At 46.9% G+C, this 17,734-nt stretch carries 13 protein-coding genes; 11 read left to right on the forward strand and 2 right to left on the reverse strand.

Annotated elements, in window-relative coordinates; translation table 11 throughout:
- Positions 1-17: 17 nt before the first annotated feature.
- Together recD2 and OCV54_RS02160 are read left to right on the forward strand one after the other, a co-directional pair.
- On the forward strand, positions 18-2,360 hold the full coding sequence (recD2, locus tag OCV54_RS02155) for an SF1B family DNA helicase RecD2 (RefSeq protein ID WP_055146199.1): 2,343 nt from the start codon (positions 18-20) through the stop codon (positions 2,358-2,360).
- Positions 2,357-3,088 (forward strand): ComFC family protein, encoded by a 732-nt coding sequence (locus OCV54_RS02160; RefSeq protein ID WP_055222446.1) that lies wholly within the window; start codon positions 2,357-2,359, stop codon positions 3,086-3,088. Before recD2 ends, OCV54_RS02160 begins: the two co-directional genes overlap by 4 nt.
- On the opposite strand, the gene OCV54_RS02165 is transcribed toward OCV54_RS02160, so the two are convergent.
- The gene (locus OCV54_RS02165) at positions 3,085-3,744 is read right to left on the reverse strand and encodes a YesL family protein (RefSeq protein ID WP_055222447.1); all 660 of its coding nucleotides are present in this window, start codon (positions 3,742-3,744) and stop codon (positions 3,085-3,087) included. The genes OCV54_RS02160 and OCV54_RS02165 overlap by 4 nt on opposite strands.
- 42 nt (positions 3,745-3,786) lie before the next feature.
- A complete protein-coding gene (locus OCV54_RS02170) occupies positions 3,787-5,199 on the reverse strand; it encodes an AAA family ATPase (protein WP_055222448.1) in 1,413 nt (470 codons plus the stop codon).
- A 191-nt stretch (positions 5,200-5,390) separates the two neighbouring features.
- Between OCV54_RS02170 and hisA the strand changes: the two genes are divergently transcribed.
- From hisA to OCV54_RS02215, 9 genes are all read left to right on the forward strand, one after another.
- Positions 5,391-6,167, forward strand: a complete 777-nt coding sequence (gene hisA / locus OCV54_RS02175; protein ID WP_055146208.1) for a phosphoribosylformimino-5-aminoimidazole carboxamide ribotide isomerase — start codon at positions 5,391-5,393, stop codon at positions 6,165-6,167.
- Position 6,168: 1 nt separating this feature from the next.
- A complete protein-coding gene (locus tag OCV54_RS02180; RefSeq protein WP_015534298.1) occupies positions 6,169-8,442 on the forward strand; it encodes a glycoside hydrolase family 9 protein in 2,274 nt (757 codons plus the stop codon).
- Between the two features lie 85 nt (positions 8,443-8,527).
- The gene (locus tag OCV54_RS02185; RefSeq protein ID WP_055222449.1) at positions 8,528-11,575 is read left to right on the forward strand and encodes a GtrA family protein; all 3,048 of its coding nucleotides are present in this window, start codon (positions 8,528-8,530) and stop codon (positions 11,573-11,575) included.
- A gap of 232 nt (positions 11,576-11,807) precedes the next feature.
- Positions 11,808-13,553 (forward strand): ATP-binding protein, encoded by a 1,746-nt coding sequence (locus OCV54_RS02190; RefSeq protein ID WP_015534296.1) that lies wholly within the window; start codon positions 11,808-11,810, stop codon positions 13,551-13,553.
- Positions 13,554-13,710: 157 nt separating this feature from the next.
- On the forward strand, positions 13,711-14,094 hold the full coding sequence (locus OCV54_RS02195) for a hypothetical protein (protein WP_055222489.1): 384 nt from the start codon (positions 13,711-13,713) through the stop codon (positions 14,092-14,094).
- Positions 14,095-14,259: 165 nt separating this feature from the next.
- Positions 14,260-14,775: an A24 family peptidase gene (locus OCV54_RS02200; protein ID WP_055222450.1), complete on the forward strand. Its 516-nt coding sequence runs from the start codon at positions 14,260-14,262 to the stop codon at positions 14,773-14,775.
- 61 nt (positions 14,776-14,836) lie between these two features.
- On the forward strand, positions 14,837-15,724 hold the full coding sequence (locus OCV54_RS02205) for a P-loop NTPase family protein (protein ID WP_242859098.1): 888 nt from the start codon (positions 14,837-14,839) through the stop codon (positions 15,722-15,724).
- Positions 15,721-16,977 (forward strand): TadA family conjugal transfer-associated ATPase, encoded by a 1,257-nt coding sequence (locus OCV54_RS02210; protein WP_015534293.1) that lies wholly within the window; start codon positions 15,721-15,723, stop codon positions 16,975-16,977. The genes OCV54_RS02205 and OCV54_RS02210 overlap by 4 nt, the downstream gene beginning before the upstream one ends.
- Positions 16,971-17,723, forward strand: coding sequence for a type II secretion system F family protein (locus OCV54_RS02215; protein ID WP_055146214.1), 753 nt, complete (start codon positions 16,971-16,973; stop codon positions 17,721-17,723). The genes OCV54_RS02210 and OCV54_RS02215 overlap by 7 nt, the downstream gene beginning before the upstream one ends.
- The last annotated feature ends 11 nt before the right edge of the window (positions 17,724-17,734 follow it).

Consider the following 17,734-nt stretch of genomic DNA (forward strand, 5'->3'; position numbering starts at 1 on the left):
TTCAGAGGAGAGAAAACTTGGTAAGAGAAGGTTACGTAGAGAAAGTTATATATAAGAATGAAGACAATGGGTACGCCGTCTTCGCCGTTGAGGGCGAGGACGGCGAAGATATTTTTGTGGGGAATCTTCACGGCGTTGCAGAGGGAATCTATGTATCGGCGGAGGGGGATTATGTAGAGCATCCAACTTATGATTTGCAGTTCAAATTCACCTCATGTGAGATCAAGATGCCGGATGATGTGCTCAGTATTGAGAAGTACCTCGGTTCGGGCATCATAAAGGGTGTCGGAGAGGCTCTGGCAAAACGTATAGTGAAGAAGTTTCGCATGGACTCACTCAGGATAATCGAGGAAGAGCCGGAGCGCCTTGCGGAGATACGTGGAATATCAGAGAGGAAGGCCAGAGACATTGCCGTGTCATACAACGAGAAGAAAGAGATGCAGGATGCGCTCATGTTCCTGACCGGTCTCAATATCCCGGTGAACCTCGCTGTAAAGATCTACAATGAATACGGTGACGAAGTGTACGACATAGTGAGGACAAATCCCTATAAGATAGCAGAGGATATAACGGGCGTTGGATTCAGGACAGCGGACGAGATTGCGGACAGACTTGGTATCGGAAGAGATTCGGATTTCAGGGTAAGAGCCGCTATTATGTATGCCCTATCCGGTGCAAATGGACTTGGCCATATGTATATTCCCCAGAAGATGCTGGTAGACAAGACATATTCATTGCTGATGAATGAGTACATGCCATATGATCCGGAGCTTGAGATGTCTATATGCAATCAGATACTTGAGCTCAGCGTTGCCGGCAAGATAATCATAAAGGAGTTGAAGGACGATCCAGATTCAGGGGAGCTCCCAGATGTGAGCCTTGATGATCCGGTGGCTGACATAGACATGGATTTGCTGGATACGGAGTCAGAGTCAAACGTGACAAATGCCGTGTATGCAGCACCTAATTATTATATGGAGCTCAATTCGGCAAGACTTCTGTGTGAGCTCAACATAGATTTCTCAAAGGCAAAGCTCAAGATAGACAAGGTTGTTGAGACGGTAGAAAAGTCAGAGAATATGAAGCTGGCTGATGCCCAGAGACTTGCCATAAGAAATGCCGTGGATCACGGCGTTGCGGTCATAACCGGAGGCCCTGGAACCGGAAAGACAACGATCATAAATGTACTTATCAAGATATACGAGAGCTTCAGGATGAAGATAGTTCTCGCTGCGCCTACAGGACGTGCAGCCAAGAGGATAACAGAGGCCACAGGATACGGAGCACAGACCATACACAGAATGCTCGAGCTTACGGGCGGAGTGGAAGGAGAAGAGACTTCTGCGTATACATTTATGCGGAATGAGAGCAATCCACTTGAGGCCGATGTTATCATAATAGATGAGATGTCCATGGTTGACAGCAGCATTTTCTACAGTCTGCTCAAGGCTGTGGCTCCGGGCACAAGACTTGTGCTTGTGGGTGATTCGGATCAGCTTCCGTCAGTTGGCCCGGGAAATGTGCTCAAGGATATCATAGCGTCCGGTGTGTTCAGCGTGTCGGTGCTGGACAGGATATACAGACAGGGCGAGGACAGCGATATCATAGGCAATGCCCACAGGATAAAGGATGGAGAGCATGTGGAGATCAAGAACAAGAGCAGGGATTTCTTCTTTGTTCCAAGGAATGGCTACAATGAGATCGTGGCAGAGCTCAAGGTGCTTCTGACAAAGCAGCTTCCATCATATTTTGGTGTGGATAAATCGGATATACAGGTGCTGACACCTATGCGTAAGTATGATATGGGTGTTGAGAACCTCAACAAGCAGCTTCAGGATGTCCTCAATCCGGAGGGACATGGAAAACCCGAGCATGACCGGGGCGATGTGGTGTTCAGACAGGGCGATAAGGTCATGCAGGTCAAGAACAATTACAAGCAGGAGTGGAAGATACTGGATCCGTCGGGCAGATTTGCCAAGGAGGAAGGAGTCGGAGTGTTCAACGGCGATATTGGATTTGTAAAGGCTGTTGACGACTACGAGCAGAGGATCGTGGTGGAATTTGACGATGGAAGACAGACTGAGTATCCATACAACCAGCTTGAGGAGCTTGAGCATGCATTTGCGATAACCATACATAAGTCGCAGGGAAGTGAGTATCCCGTGGTTGTGATCCCGCTTCTCAGATGCCCACCTAAGCTTTTGAACAGAAACCTGCTGTATACGGCGGTGACGAGAGCCAGAAGAAGCGTGGTCATAGTGGGCAATATAGGACTGGTAAATACGATGATAGACAATGAGGATGAACAGAAGAGATACACCTCATTTGCACTGAGACTCAGGGAGATGGAGAGAAGATGAAACGATGCGCAGATAAGTTCGGGTTCGGACGACTGCTCACGGATCTCCTGTATCCCCGCCGGTGTGCGATATGTGACGAGGTGCTTCCGATGGGAGAAGGGCTGATATGCAGAGGGCATAACAGCCTTCCCTATGTGAAGCCTCCGTCATGTATGGTGTGCGGCAAGGAGGTCGACAGTGAAGAGCGGGAGCTCTGTCTGGACTGTGAAAAACATTCAAGAAATTTCGAAAGAGGTTTCCCCGTATTTAATTACATGGAACCCGTCAAAGCCAGTGTTCTGGCGATAAAATACCATAACAAAAAAGAATATTGTGATTTCTACGGAGCTCAGATGGCGGAGAAGGTGCGCCCGTATGTCAGAAGGTATGGAATAGATGCGGTCACCTGTGTACCTTTGCACAGGAGAAAGCAGAGACAGCGCGGCTACAATCAGGCGGCTGTACTGGCGAAGGTTGTCGCTGATGAACTGGGGCTTCCATTCTGTGAGGATATGCTGGTGAGAAGAAAGTACACCACACCGCAGAAGAAATTGGACAACCTGGAGAGGGCAAACAACATAAAGACATCCATGGACATAGGCAGAGTGTACCCGGAGTACAGAAATATCCTGCTTGTGGATGACATATATACAACCGGTGTCACCATAGACGTGTGCGCCGGCCTTCTGAAGAAAGCCGGCGCACGCCATGTATATTATTCATCTGTATGTGTTGGCAAGGGGTGTTAGTCCTCGTCTGTATCGTCAACTATATGGAAGTCCTCGTCGCTCTTCTCTTCCTCCTCCGGCATGTACTCGTTGAAGATGTGTACAAATACCAGTGAGCACAGATAAGCGTGAAGTCCTGCGACACATATGAGCATAAGACCGAGCACGGTGGAGCTGAAATAGCATCCCGCTGCGATCGCTGCCGTTATCGCAACCATGAGAAGTGTCCATGGAAGATTCTTGATGGACATGAGGAATGCGTTCTTGATGGTCGCTTTGACTGTGTTCTCAAACTGCGCCTGAAGTGGGAATACATACAGTACAGTGAACAGGTAGATAAGTGACATGATGGTGAATATGACCAGCATACTCTTGATGTTCCTGCTCACGGCGAACCACATGTCAAATGCACACAGGACACCGGCAAGCAGAGCCAGAACTCCTATCCCTGTGGCCTGTTTGAAATTCTCCCTGAAGCTCTTGAAGAACAGCTTGACCACGCCGCCCTGACCGTTTCTGATGCATTTCATGGTGGTGTAGTAGAGTGCTGTGGTCGATGCACCTATCGTGAGGATTGGCAAGGAAGTCAGCAGCCACAGAAAATGCAATATTACTATATCGCACACTATGGTTAGAAAATACATGATAGGATTATCTGTCGATAATGATCTGTTCAAAATAAAATACCTCTCTTTCTTTATCCAAAAAATATTACAAGCCTAAGCCATCAGATCTTCCTTTGTAAGGGTCTCAAGTGTGGCTACGTCAATGTTGTCCATGGAAACTATTCTGGTGGCCTGCCTGGATATGGCGGATTCCATAAAGTTACGGACTTCACGGGCGTTGGCAAATGTATCGTCGTGATGTGCGGCTTTGTCGTGCCAGTATTCTGAGGCGTATGCGCGGGCATCATCGTCCAGCTTGTATTCCTGCTTGGAACACATGCTCTCGAAGATGGACATAAGCTCGTCCCCGGTGTAATCCTCAAATGTGATGAATTTGTTGAATCTGGAACGAAGTCCCGGGTTGGAGCTCAGGAACCGTTCCATGAGATCCGGGTAGCCGGCAACTATGACTATGAGATCATCTCTGTGATCCTCCATAGCTTTGAGCAGCGTGTCCACTGCCTCCTGGCCGAAATCATTCTCACCTTTGCCTGCGGTGAGAGTATAAGCCTCATCTATAAATAAGATCCCGCCGAGGGCTGATTCTATGACCTCGGTTGTCTTGACGGCTGTCTGACCAATATATCCCACAACAAGTCCGCCTCTGTCGACCTCGACAAGCTGTCCTCTTGACAGTATGCCCAGACCCTTATAGACATTTGCAAGAAGTCTTGCTACCGTGGTCTTTCCTGTTCCCGGATTGCCGGAGAATACAAGGTGGAGAGATACGGACGGTTGTTTCATGCCGTTTTCCTCGCGGAGCTTCTTGATCTTCAGAAGGTTTACGAGGTTGGTGATGTCCTTCTTCACGCTCTCGAGTCCGGTCATGGAATTCAGTTCCTCGAGAAGAGTGTCCACATCCTTGACGGGTTCAGCCCTTTCGGAAGCTGTCGACTTAGCCGGAGTCTGTGAGACTGGGGAAGCACTCTTTGGGAGTGCGTTGTACTTGTCGAGCAGTGGGCTTGGATCTATGGCGTACAGGTTCATGGACTTGAGATATTTGTCGAGCATGAGGCAGTAGCCTGTGAGCCTTGCTATCTCGTTGTCGTCAGTCATGTTGTTGCAGGCGATGAATTCCTGACCCATGAGCTTGAACATTCTGACGTAATCTCTGGAACGGTATACTGATCTGGGATTTACCTTTGCCCGGGCCAGATCGCCCTGTACAAAATATGTAAGGGATCTAGGTGGTGTCACGGCAAAATCCCCGGTTGTTCTCTCATATTTGAATGTGCGGAATTTGTCTGTTGTAAAGTGCTGGTTCAGGTATTCGCGGACAAATTTTATCTCCAGGGTAAGTTCTGCCTGGTCGGAGCTGGACAGATATGCAAGAAACTGAAGCAGGTCAAACTGAAGCATCTCTCTTGTCTTGAGTCCTGTCTTCTGGCGCGCACCGTAGCCGTCGTTGTCCAGCGAATCGGCATAGGAATAGCAGTTGTCCAGTTCGGCTTTTAGTGAGTAATTCATAAGTTGTTCCCCATCCTTTCCATAAAGCACATAATTGTATCTATTGTAAAGCCTTTGGCCCATGTAATCAAATAAAGTTTTGCCTGGTTAATCCATTTATTGTGTCATATTTGTATTTTGTATGATAAAATAGCAGTTATATGAGCAAAATTTACACCAAAAGGTGACAAACGCGACAGGAGACAGACGATATGAGATTCAGACCATGCATAGACATACACAATGGACAGGTAAAGCAGATAGTTGGAGGCAGTCTCTGTGATGAGGGTGACAGAGCAGATGAAAACTTTGTATCACAGAAGGACGGAGACTTCTTTGCTGAACTGTACAAAAGCTATGGACTTAAGGGTGGTCATATCATACTTCTCAATCCTGCGTCCAGCGAATACTATGACGCCGATGTAAGACAGGCACAGCTCGCTCTGGCTGCATATCCGGGAGGACTGCAGATAGGCGGGGGAATAAATGCTGACAATGCACAGCGGTTCATAGATATGGGTGCGTCACATGTCATAGCCACATCATTTGTGTTCAGGGATGGAGAGATCAACTACGACAACCTGAAGGCACTTGAGAAGGCTGTGGGCAGAGAACATCTGGTGCTGGATCTGTCCTGCCGGAAGAGGGACGGAGAGTATTATATTGTCACTGACAGATGGCAGAAATTTACAAATGTAAAGGTGGAGGAGGCAACGCTTGACCGGCTCTCAGAATACTGCGACGAGTATCTCGTTCATGCGGTGGATGTGGAGGGCAAGGCGTCAGGCATAGAGACCCATGTTGCGGACATGCTTGGAAGATGGGGAAAGCTGCCGATGACATATGCCGGAGGTGTGGCATCATTTGACGATCTGGAACAGCTCAGAAGTCTCGGAAGGAACAGGATAGACGTGACCATAGGGAGTGCACTGGATATCTTTGGGGGACATATGGCGTTTCAGGAGATTATAAGGTTTATGGAGGGTTAACATGGCAAAGATGAAGAAGGTACTGGCCATTGCGATGGCTGCGGCTATGGGTATGTCCATGCTGGCTGGCTGCGGAGGTCAGGGCAAGGACGATGTGACAGAGGCGACAAGCCAGGCGGAGACCAGCGAGGCTGCGACCTCGGAGGAGAAGACAGAGGAGGCTGCTTCGGAGGAGGCTGAACAGGAGAAGACAGAGGTCAAGGCAGGGGATGTCCTGATAGACCTGAACTTTGATGACAATGACACGGACGAGTGCCATACATATTCAAATGGCGGACAGGCCGTACTCGGAGCAGAGAACGGAGAACTGTGTCTGGATATAACCGGAACAGGAAGCCTAGATTATGCGAACCAGATATACTATGACGGATTTGAGCTCAACCAGGACTGTGTGTATGAGCTGTCATTTGACGTGCACAGCACCATTGAGAGAGGAATTCAGTACAGACTTCAGATAAATGGCGGTGATTACCACGCTTATGTGATGGATGACATAACGATAGGCACTGAGACACAGCACATATCCAACCAGTTCACCATGAGCGAGGCATCGGATCCGGCACCTAGAATGTGTATGAATCTGGGACATTTCGAGGGCGTTGGTGATGACAGCGTGCCTCACAAGGTATACTTTGACAATATCAAGCTCACTGTAGTTGACGCCTCAAGCGCACAGAGCGTTGAGGGTATTCCTGATCCAAAGCTGGTTGGCATCAACCAGATGGGTTACGGCAAGGATGCGAAGAAGCTTGCCACAGTGACTGACAGAGACGCCAAGAGCTACGAGGTAAAGAGCGTCGCTGATGACAAGGTAGTCAGCAAGGGTGACGTATCTGGCTGGGATTACGATCCTGCTGTGGGCGACAAATGTGCGGTTATAGATTTCTCTGATGTCAAGGATCAGGGTACATACAAGATAGTTCTCGACACCGGAGCAGAATCATACGAGTTCCCTGTTGGGGATGGCGTGTATGACGATATATACAAGGCGTCAGTGCTCATGTTCTATGACCAGAGATGTGGAACAGAGCTTGATTCAGCCATAGCCGGTGATTTTGCACACGCTGCATGTCACACGGGAACTGCCATAGTGTACGGCTCAGATGTTGCAAAGGATGTGACCGGCGGATGGCATGATGCCGGAGACTACGGAAGATATGTTGTTCCGGGCGCAAAGGCGGTACAGGATCTGCTCCTTACATATGAGGATTCAGAGTATGCGGCAAAGGACGACGCTATCGGAATACCTGAGAGCGGCAACGGTGTTCCTGACGTTCTGGATGAGGTCAGATACGAGCTTGACTGGATGCTCAAGATGCAGGATGAGACCAGCGGCGGAGTTTATCACAAGGTTACCGGAGAGGTGTTCCCTGAGATGGTGGCTGCTGTTGAGGAGACTGCACAGATGATACTCTCACCTATATCCAACACAGCAACAGGCGATTTTGCGGCTGTTATGGCAAAGGCTTCAGTTGTATACAGAAAGTACGATGCAGCATTTGCAGATTCATGTCTTGCTGCAGCTCAGAAGGCATGGAAGTATCTTGAGCAGCATCAGGGAGATGCAGGCTTTAAGAACGTTGGAAGCATAGTTACAGGTGAGTATCCTGACAGCAATGACAGCGATGAGTACCTGTGGGCAGCAGCGGAGCTGTATATCGCAACAGGTGATGAGAGCTACAATGATTATGTGAAGACAGCCATCGAGGGAAGCGTTAAGTACGGCCTTGGATGGGCGGATGTCGGATATTATGGAATATATGACTACTGTGTAAATGTAAAGGACTGCGCAGCAGAGAAGGAGATACTTAAGAAGGGTGCTGACAAGCTTGTAGATAACTATGCCGGCAGCGGCTTCGGTTCAACAACAGGCGGCTCTTATGTATGGGGAAGCAACATGGTCGTTGCGGATAACGGAATCCTTCTGCTCATGGCATCAAAGGTTCTGGGCGACGATTCATATGTGGACTATGCGGCAGACCAGCTCAACTATATACTTGGAAGAAATGCAGTCAGCTACTGTTATGTGACAGGATATGGTTCACAGACTCCTGAGAATCCACACCACAGACCTTCAGAGGCACTGGGCAAGGCAATGCCTGGAATGCTTGTGGGCGGTGCCGATGGAAACCTTGAGGATCCATATGCGAAGGCTGTTCTTGCAAAGATTCCAAAGGAGAGATGCTATGTCGACAACGCACAGAGTTATTCATGTAATGAGGTAACGATCTACTGGAATTCACCTCTTGTATATCTTCTTGCGAACTTCAAGTAGCAAATATTTAAGAATATGTAACTATAATTAGTACATCATATTTGATATAACTATTGAATATCATGTAAGGAATCGGTATGGAAATATGAATGAATATGTAGACAAAATAAAAAAGCTTATGGAGAAAGAGATGGTCAGATATGTTATAGCCGGAGGAATGACCACGGCTGTGAATCTTGTATCATTCTTTGTGTTGAGACTTGTGACGGATCTGTCGCGAAGTGCGGCGAATATCATAGCGATAATGCTTGCCATATTATTTGCCTACTTTGCAAATGGATTTTACGTGTTCAGGTCGGAGCAGAGGAAGAGTGTAGGCCGGATCATAAGGGAGTTCATATCATTTGTGGGCATGCGTCTGTTTGCCATGGTGGTGGAGGTCGTTGGAACCAACCTGCTGTGCGACTCCTTCAGATACAATGAGTTTATATCAAAGATAATAATTCAGGTAGTTGTACTTGTAATAAACTATATATTCAGCAAATGCTTCGTATTTAAGAAGGATAAAAAGCCTGTAAAGGATATATTGGCTGACAACTATATCATGATAATCGCTTTTATCATCCCGGCTATATTTATGTTCGTGCTGTGGGTGGTGGCGGAGATAGGACCATTTGGCGGACACAGCCTTACCATGGTGGACAGTCTTCACCAGTATCTGCCATTCTTCTCTGATTATCATGACAAACTGGTGAACGAGGGAAGCCTGTTCTATACATGGGACATAGGCATGGGAAGCAATCTGCTTGACATAATCGCCTACTATATGGCTTGTCCTCTGAACTTTATAATCGTGCTGTTCAGTAGGGAGCATCTGTACATAGCGATGTGCCTGCTCATAAGTATCAAGATAGCTCTGTCCGGTATGACCATGGCGAGCTATCTTGGATACAAGTGCAGGAACAAGAACAACCTGCTAATCATTCCATTTGCTGTGGCATATGCACTCAGCAACTATGTCATAGGATATTCATGGAATCTCATGTGGATGGACTGTATACTGATACTTCCGCTTATCATGCAGGGCTTCGAGCAGATGATGGAGGACGGCAGCAACTACAGACTGTACACACTCAGTCTGTTCTATGGACTTCTGTGTAACTACTATATATGTTTCATGATATGTGTGTTCCTGGTTCTCCAGTTTATACTCACCAATCACAAGAACATATACAAGGGCGCAGAGGACACTTTGAGATTTGCGGGAACATCTGTCATGGCTGCGGCTATGTCTGCGTTTCTGCTGATCCCAGCTTATATCGGGCTTAACACCACGGCGTCTGCCACCAGACATTTTCCTAAATGGGAGTGGTACGGAAGCATATGGGATATGATAAAGCAGATGTTTGTCTTGACTGAGCCGATAAAGAGCCAGCAGTTTGACGGCGGTGTGAACCTGTACTGCGGTACATTTGCCATACTGCTGATAGGAATATATATTTTCAATACAAAGATCAAATGGTACGAGAAGCTTAAGAATGTGATACTGATCGTATTTCTCATGATGAGCTTCAACAATACGCTGCTCAACTATATATGGCACGGCTTCCATGATCAGTACGGAATCCCGAACAGATTTTCATTCCTGTTCATCTTCATTCTGCTGAGCATGGGATACGAGGCCATTGCAAATACAGACAAGAAGCAGATACCGGGAATAGCCCTGGGAATCATCGTGGCGTTCGGTTTCCTGGTTTATGCAGACAAGAATATTGATATGGACAGGACGGTAATTATCCTCACATGGGTGCTGTTTGCTGTGTACTCGGCGGGAATCCTGGTGCTGGGACTTGTCCGCGGCAAAGGCAGATTCGCAGTGGCAGCTATACTTTCAGTGTTGTGTCTGACTGAGATCGTGTTCAGCGCGGCAAAGGGATACGAGAGCAACGGAACGGTGAACATACCGGATTACTATGGCGATGCTGCTAGTGTGCAGGCCGCTATAGATTCTGTTAAGACAGGCCATTTTCCGTATAGAACGGAGCTCAACAACACAAAGGTGGTGGATGAATCTACCTATTACAATATGCAGGGAGTCAGCCTGTTTGGTTCGACGGTTTCAAATGACCTTGTGAATGCCATGCACGGACTTGGTTTCTACACAGGTGCCAATGAGTTCCTGTTTGACGGAGCAAATCCGGTGTCAAGTTCGGTTCTGGGCATAAGATATTTGTTCAGGAGACAGGATGAGCATATGTCCTACGATATGGACTATGTGGATACAGTGGATGGCGTTGATGTATACCAGAACAGCCGGGCGCTCAAGCTGGGCTTCATGGTGAATAACGAGCTGAAAGACTGGACTTCTGACGCATCGAATATGTTTGACAGTATAAATAATTTCGTGGAAAAGTCGACTGGGGTGGCTGGTACGTTCAGCCAGATATATCCGGAGGTAACTGGCTCTTCAAATGACATCACGATAACACATGACAATCCGTACAGTGAATACTTTGGACTTTCCGATATCACACCGGGTATCGTGAGCTTTGGACTCAGCTTTGACATAACAGAGGAACAGAATGATCTGTACATCATAGCGAACTGCAATGGAATCACCAAGATAAGGATATATGTGAACGGTGAGGAGCAGAATTACGAGAGACTTCAGTACCAGACATACCATGTGGGACATCTGATAAAGGGAACCAACGTGGAGGTCGAGTATTATTTCTCTGCGGGTGTACCTGACAATACATCTGCAAGACTTACGATAGCCACTCTCAACGGTGCTGCATTTGACCAGGCGTATGAGGGATGGGCTGACAATCAGTTAAATATCAACAAATTTGAGGATGGATATGTGAAGGGACATATATCAGTCGATGAGGCTGGCCTGATGTTCACATCCATACCATATGATTCGGGCTGGACTGCCTATGTTGATGGCAGAAAGACCGATATACAGACTGTTGCGGGAGCATTTATCGCACTGGATCTTGAGAAGGGAGACCATGTGATAGAGTTCAAGTATTTCCCTAGAGGACTCAAGAGCGGCCTGATATTCACATTTGCCGGATGGCTTGTGTTTGCACTGCTTATGAATGCGAAGACCATCAAGGAGAAGCGCGGCAGCAAAAAGGGGAAGCCAGAGGATGAGGATCGGACAGATGATGAAGCAGCGATAGAGTAATGCAGATCTGTTGATAGATAAAATATGCATAATAACGAGGTAGAATGGCTGGGAGACCATAAAAAGTAGTCCAATATGTACAAAATAACAGAGAAAATTTGTACATTATTCAGCATAAAAAACTATATGAGCGTTGACCTTAATAATTATTTATAATATAATGTATCCATGTGGATATGCATAGGAGTGTCTATGTGGCAAACGCAATATTTATAGAAACAGAGGTGCATTAATGGACAAAATTAAGGAAATTGGGATTAAGCCGCTTGCACTGGCCATGGCTGTTCTGGCTTTGCTGGCGGGAGTGCTGGGAGTCGCCGGTATAGGTGTGGGAGCTATTATATGTGGCGTCCTGGCAGCGGTCGTTGCTGTTCTGGTATTACTGGTATTCGGAGATGGCAACATGGGATCAGCAGGAAAGTCTGATAAGTATAAGAAACTTTTCATGAACCTTCCTATAGGATTTGCACAGGCGAGGATCGTTAATGATCCTGTCAACGGAACAAACTACGAGATAGTAGACGCCAATGAGATATTTGGGGAGTATTTCAAGCTCGATGTGTCTGACTACAAGGACAAGATACTGAAGGAGAGCAAGATAGAGGTACTTCAGGATATCAATGCATGGTTCACAGCTTATAACAACTCCGGCACCAAAGAGGGAGATCTGATGGATGTTGAGATCACCATGGAGTCACTTCAGAAGGTGTTCAACACGGTTATGTATAAGTCTGAGGCTGATTACATCAACATGGTAGTCATAGATGTGACCAAGCAGAAGGAGACTGAGGAGAAGCTCAGCAAGGCCATCGTGGATGCGAATGCAGCATACAAGACACAGGCCGAGTTCCTTGCAAACATGAGCCACGAGATAAGAACACCTATAAACGGTATTCTCGGTATGCTCCAGCTCACACTTATGGCTGAGGATCTTCAGGCTGATTACAGAGATAACCTTATCACAGCTAAGAACTGTGCAGACACACTGCTCAGACTTATCAATGATATTCTTGATATAAGCAAGCTTGAGGCTGGTAAGTACAAGATCAAGGAAGAGACATTTGACATCAGGACTGCCATTGAGGACACAGTTGCTGCACAGGTTCCGATCGCAACCAACAAGGGACTGCAGCTCGACTGTTCATTTGGAAGCAATATTCCAAAGCTTGTCCGCGGTGATGGACAGAGAATCCAGCAGGTTCTCAACTGCCTGCTTTCAAATGCTATCAAGTTTACATCCGAGGGAAGCGTAAGAGTCAAGATAGCATCCATGGATGATGGGGACAACAAGATTAAGATCAGAATGGCAGTTGCAGATACCGGTATAGGTATCTCAGAGGCTAACATGAGCAAGCTGTTCATAAGATTCAGCCAGGTAGATGCATCAGATACAAGAAAGTACGGTGGTTCAGGTCTGGGACTTGTCATCACCAAGCAGATCGTTGAGCTGATGGGTGGTAACATAACAGTTCAGAGTAAGGAAGATATAGGTTCAACATTCATCGTCGAGATACCACTCAAGGTTATCAAAGCGGCAGATGCAGCAGATGAGTTCCTCAAAGAGAAGGAGGAGCCTGCAGTATTCTCCATCAATGCACACAGCAAGGCAAGGATACTTGTTGCAGAGGATGAGCCGGTCAACCAGCAGGTTATCGGTAAGCTTCTCGGTATGGCAGGATTCTCATACGATATAGCTGAGAATGGTCAGAAGGCTGTTGAGCTGTTCAAGACCAAGATATACGATGCGGCACTGTTTGACGTACAGATGCCAGTTATGGATGGTATAGCAGCTACACAGGAGATCAGGGAGATAGAGCGCAAGGAGAAGAGAAAGAGACTTCCGATCATTGCGGTTACGGCGAGAGCCATGTTCGGTGACAAGGAGAGGATCCTTGAGAACCAGCTTGATGATTATATCGCAAAGCCTTATAATCTCAATGATGTGGTTGATACACTGAATAAGTACATAGACGACTGATGTGAAAGGTCATAAGTATACATGACATAGTGAGAAACAAAGTCAAATAAAAAATCGGGGATTATGGAATCAACACCCATATTCCCGGTTTTTTTAGTTTTACATGGATATATTAAGGCAGATAAAGAAAGATCTATATTACATGGAGGTATATGATATGTCAGATTTTTTCCAGGATGTGTTCAACAAGACCAAGAAGTTTGCAAATAATGCGGTGGATGAGACGAAGGACGCAGCGCAGAAGGCAAAGCTCAACAACAAGATATCAAATGAGGTGCAGATGATCGACAGGAACATGGTTGAGATTGGCAAGTATTTCTACGAGCGGAACAAGGAGAATCCACCTCAGGAGCTGCTCCAGTATTTCAACAATGTAAAGGTTCTTCAGGACAGTATAGCCATAAGCAGGAGCGAGATACAGAACATTGATAATGCCATGGCGGCAAGGAAGCAGGCTGATATGAATCCTAATCAGAGTCCTAACCAGAACTATAACCAGAACCCAAATAACAATCAGAACATGGGAAATGGACAATTTTAGTAAAAAAAATTATATATACATGCTGTAAAATCAGAAGCCCGTTCGTAACAGGACGGGCTTTTTGTATATTGAAATTGGGCAATATACAGCCTGTATATAGTCGCAATTTATAAAATTTTCTTTATGAAATCCCCCCTTTACAAAGGCTGAGAGAGGGTGTAAGGTGTGCTTACAACTCAGAGAGAAGGGAGGACAGAGATCATATATTATGTAATACCATTGATCGCAACTGTGAGCATGGCGGTGGTATCGGACTTCAGAGACTGGAGGATTCCGAACAGGCTTATCGCAGTTGGCATGATACAGGGATTCCTGATGTCGGCAGTTGTCAGAGGACCGTGTGATGGACTTCTGAGCAGTGTGGCAGGCTGTGTTATTCCTGTGGTGATCTTGTTTGTATTATTTCATAAAAAAGCCTTGGGGGCAGGTGATATCAAGCTGCTGGCGACGGCTGGCACATTTGTAGGAACCGATGTGATCCGGGTGATTGTTTACTCCTTTTTGGCCGGAGGAGTTATATCTTTATTTTTTCTTTTAAAAGAAGTTTTAATGTCAGTTACGAATCGTAAAGAAATTTCAACAAAACAATTTTATAGGAATCTGATGAAGTCCAGGGTACATTTCTCTGCTGCCATAATGGGCGGAGTCATGTATTACGTGTGCACTATAGAGTGGAGGTGACAAAATTCAGCAGTACAAGATTGGAATACTGGATGGTGACAGGGCTTACATGATAAGTCTTATGAACCATATCAATTCGGACAGGGACAATCCGCTGTTTGCGCTTGCATTTTCATCGGAGGGAGAACTGTATGGGTATCTTGAGACTAAGACTCTGGATGTTCTGCTGATGGATGAGAATATTCCTCTGGATGAGAGCAAAGTGCCGGTGGCCTGCCGGATGATATTTATGACGAGGGATAGAGTCGATGGATCAGAAGAGATCAGCCATAACAGGATATTCAAATATTCCAGGGTACGGAACATTTCTTCAGAGATCCTCAGATATATGAATATAGACGATACGGACCGCAGAAGAAAGCTGTTCAGGTCGTATGCAGTTATATCACCCATAGGGAGGTGTGGTAAGACAAACCTTGCGGTCAGCCTGTGCATGAATGATGAGGTGCGGGGCGGCCTGTATGTGGGCATGGAGGAGTACAGTGCATTTCACGACCATGAGGACGTTCTGGCGAATGTGATATATCTGGTGAAACAGAGGTCACCGGATCTGACCGGATATATGGAGCAAAATATCGTGGAGCTTGAGGAATACAGCGTGCTTGGATATCTGGGATCGTACATAGATGCACTGGAGCTGGACACGGAGGATATGGTGTGGCTCATAGACGAGTTCCGCAGATGGGGCAGATATACAACGGTTGTGTTTGATATGGGACAGGCGGTTCTCAAGGATCTGGCGATACTTGGGGCATTTGACGAGATAATGGTTCCTGAGCTTAAGGATGAATTGTCCCAGGACAAGCTTGGGATGTTCGAGAGGGTTCTGGAGAGAAGGGAGCTCGGCAAGATTGCTCGGAGGCTGCACAGGTTGAACGTGCCGCTGGCGGTTCCGGGAAGTGCGGAGATGCTGAGATTTATAGAAAGTGAAATAGGAAGCAGAAGATGAAACAGGATGACAGACAGTTGATACGAAGCAAGGTCATGCAGAGTATAGATATGTCGGGTGACATAGGAGATGAGCAGGTCAGCGATATGATCGACAGGTGTATTCTCGAATCTGAGTCCGGGAATGTGCTGAGCGTGAGGGATAAGCTTGCGCTGAAGAAGGAACTGTTCAACAGTCTGAGGAGGCTTGATATATTGTCAGAGCTTCTCGACGATGAAGCGGTGACTGAGATAATGATAAATGGCTGCAGCAATATATTTGTCGAGCGGGCAGGAAGGATGTACAGGTATGACAAGGCATTTGAGAGCGAGGAACGGCTCAAGACCATAATCCAGAGCATCGTAGCGGAGTGCAACAGGATAGTAAATGAGGCATCGCCGATAGTGGATGCAAGGCTTAAGGATGGTTCGAGAGTGAATGTGGTGCTGCCGCCGGTGAGCCTGAGCGGCAGCGTGATGACCATAAGAAAGTTTCCGAAGGACAAGATGACCATGGACAAGCTGGTGGAGATCGGATCAGTCACCATGGAGGTTGCTGATTTCCTGAAGAATCTGGTCGTGGCGGGCTACAACATAATCATCTCGGGAGGAACCGGCGCGGGCAAGACGACATTTCTGAATGCCCTGTCAGGGTATATACCGGCGGATGAGAGAATTGTCACGATAGAGGATTCGGCGGAGCTTCAGCTTGCGGGCATCGACAATCTGGTGAGCCTTGAGGCGAGAAGTGCAAATGTCGAGGGCGAAAATGCGGTGAGCATAAGGGATCTTATCAAGACGAGCCTCAGAATGAGACCTTCACGGATAATAGTGGGTGAGGTCAGGGATGCGGCGGCGATAGATATGCTTACTGCCATGAACACAGGACACGATGGAAGCCTGTCAACAGGACATGCAAACTCTGCCCGGGACATGCTGACGAGGCTTGAGACCATGGTTCTGATGGGTGCGGATATGCCTGTTCTGGCGATAAGGCAGCAGATAGCGTCGGCGGTGGACATAGTTGTCCAGCTTGGAAGACTGAGGGACAGATCCCGAAGATGTATAGAGATAAGCGAGGTCACAGGGCTGGAAGGAGGTGAATTTGTCATGAATAAATTGTATGAATTTCATGAGAGCAATATGGGAAAGGACAGGGGGCGAGTGGAAGGAATGCTTAGAAAGATAAATGATCTTCACAACACATCAAAGCTCGTGGCGGCTGGACTTATAAGCGTTAATGAGAGCAGTGATTCAAGGAGGGATGTGTGCTGAGACAGGGTATAGATTATGATTCTTATAAACTAAGTGTCAGGGAAAACGTAACCGGTATCGCTGTGTATTCAGTCATAGCGGTGATGGTGTCGGTGCTCTTCTTTGACAGTCTTATACCGTGCCTGGTGTTCACGCCGGGGATTCTGGTATTTCTCAGGAAAATTGCCGATGGTAAATGCCGGCAGAGAAAGAATAAACTTAATAATGAATTTAAGGAAATGCTACTGTCCCTGTCCGCAAATATGGCGGCGGGATATTCATTGGAAAAAGCGTTTGTTCCAGCTTGTCACGAGTTGGAAGGAATGTATCAGGGGAAATCTTATATCAGACAGGAAATGCTGCTCATAATAAACGGCCTTGAGATGAGCTCTGATGTTGAAAGTCTTTTGAGGGATATGGCGGACAGGTCAGGACTTCAGGATGTGAAGGAATTTGCTCATGTGGTCGCAGTTGCAAAGGGCTCCGGGGGAAATCTCATCAGGATGATGAAGAAGATGGTTGAAAATATTGACAGGCGTCTGGAAGTGGAGGAAGAGATAGACACGATGATAACGTCAAAACGGCTGGAGCAGAATATCATGTCTGCCATGCCATTTGTCATCATTCTGTATCTGAGGGTGTGTAATCCTGGATATATGGATGCGCTGTATGGCAATGCTCTGGGGATAGCTGCCATGAGTGCGTGTCTGGTGATCACGGCGGCGACGGTGATATGGGGCAGAAAGATCACAGATATACATATGTGAAAGGAGGATGG

The organism is Coprococcus aceti (genome assembly GCF_025567285.1).
Classification (GTDB): domain Bacteria; phylum Bacillota; class Clostridia; order Lachnospirales; family Lachnospiraceae; genus Coprococcus; species Coprococcus aceti.

Excerpts from the sequence above, each read along its gene's own strand:
- OCV54_RS02160 (WP_055222446.1), top strand. The coding sequence starts at position 2,357 with ATGAAACGATGCGCAGATAAGTTCGGGTTCGGACGACTGCTCACGGAT.
- OCV54_RS02210 (WP_015534293.1), top strand. The coding sequence starts at position 15,721 with ATGAAACAGGATGACAGACAGTTGATACGAAGCAAGGTCATGCAGAGT.
- OCV54_RS02190 (WP_015534296.1), top strand. The coding sequence starts at position 11,808 with ATGGACAAAATTAAGGAAATTGGGATTAAGCCGCTTGCACTGGCCATG.
- OCV54_RS02180 (WP_015534298.1), top strand. The coding sequence starts at position 6,169 with ATGGCAAAGATGAAGAAGGTACTGGCCATTGCGATGGCTGCGGCTATG.
- OCV54_RS02195 (WP_055222489.1), top strand. The coding sequence starts at position 13,711 with ATGTCAGATTTTTTCCAGGATGTGTTCAACAAGACCAAGAAGTTTGCA.
- hisA (WP_055146208.1), top strand. The coding sequence starts at position 5,391 with ATGAGATTCAGACCATGCATAGACATACACAATGGACAGGTAAAGCAG.
- OCV54_RS02185 (WP_055222449.1), top strand. The coding sequence starts at position 8,528 with ATGAATGAATATGTAGACAAAATAAAAAAGCTTATGGAGAAAGAGATG.
- OCV54_RS02170 (WP_055222448.1), bottom strand. The coding sequence starts at position 5,199 with ATGAATTACTCACTAAAAGCCGAACTGGACAACTGCTATTCCTATGCC.
- OCV54_RS02205 (WP_242859098.1), top strand. The coding sequence starts at position 14,837 with ATGAACCATATCAATTCGGACAGGGACAATCCGCTGTTTGCGCTTGCA.